Here is a 228-nt window from a genome sequence, read left to right as displayed (position 1 = left end):
TTTTGCAAGTATTCAGTTAAACGAATCTAATATTGTTTGGTATACTGCTTTAAGTGGCGGAACATTGATTCCAAATACAACAGCTTTAACAAGTGGTACTTATTATGCAGCTATAAAAGATGCAACATCACTTTGCGAGAGTGCATTAAGACTGGAAGTTGCGGTAATAGTAACTGATCCGGGAACACCAAGTTTGGTAACTGCAGGAACACAGAATTTCTGTCAGTC

1 protein-coding gene is annotated in these 228 nt (G+C 37.7%); it reads left to right on the top strand.

Annotated features, from left to right (window positions below; translation table 11 throughout):
- A partial coding sequence (locus NJT12_RS24970) for a hypothetical protein (RefSeq protein WP_271338812.1) occupies positions 1–228 on the top strand: 228 nt, incomplete at both ends.

Source organism: Flavobacterium azizsancarii, assembly GCF_027980145.1.
Taxonomy (GTDB): Bacteria; Bacteroidota; Bacteroidia; order Flavobacteriales; family Flavobacteriaceae; genus Flavobacterium; species Flavobacterium azizsancarii.
This window is presented reverse-complemented; position numbering and strand designations above follow the sequence as displayed.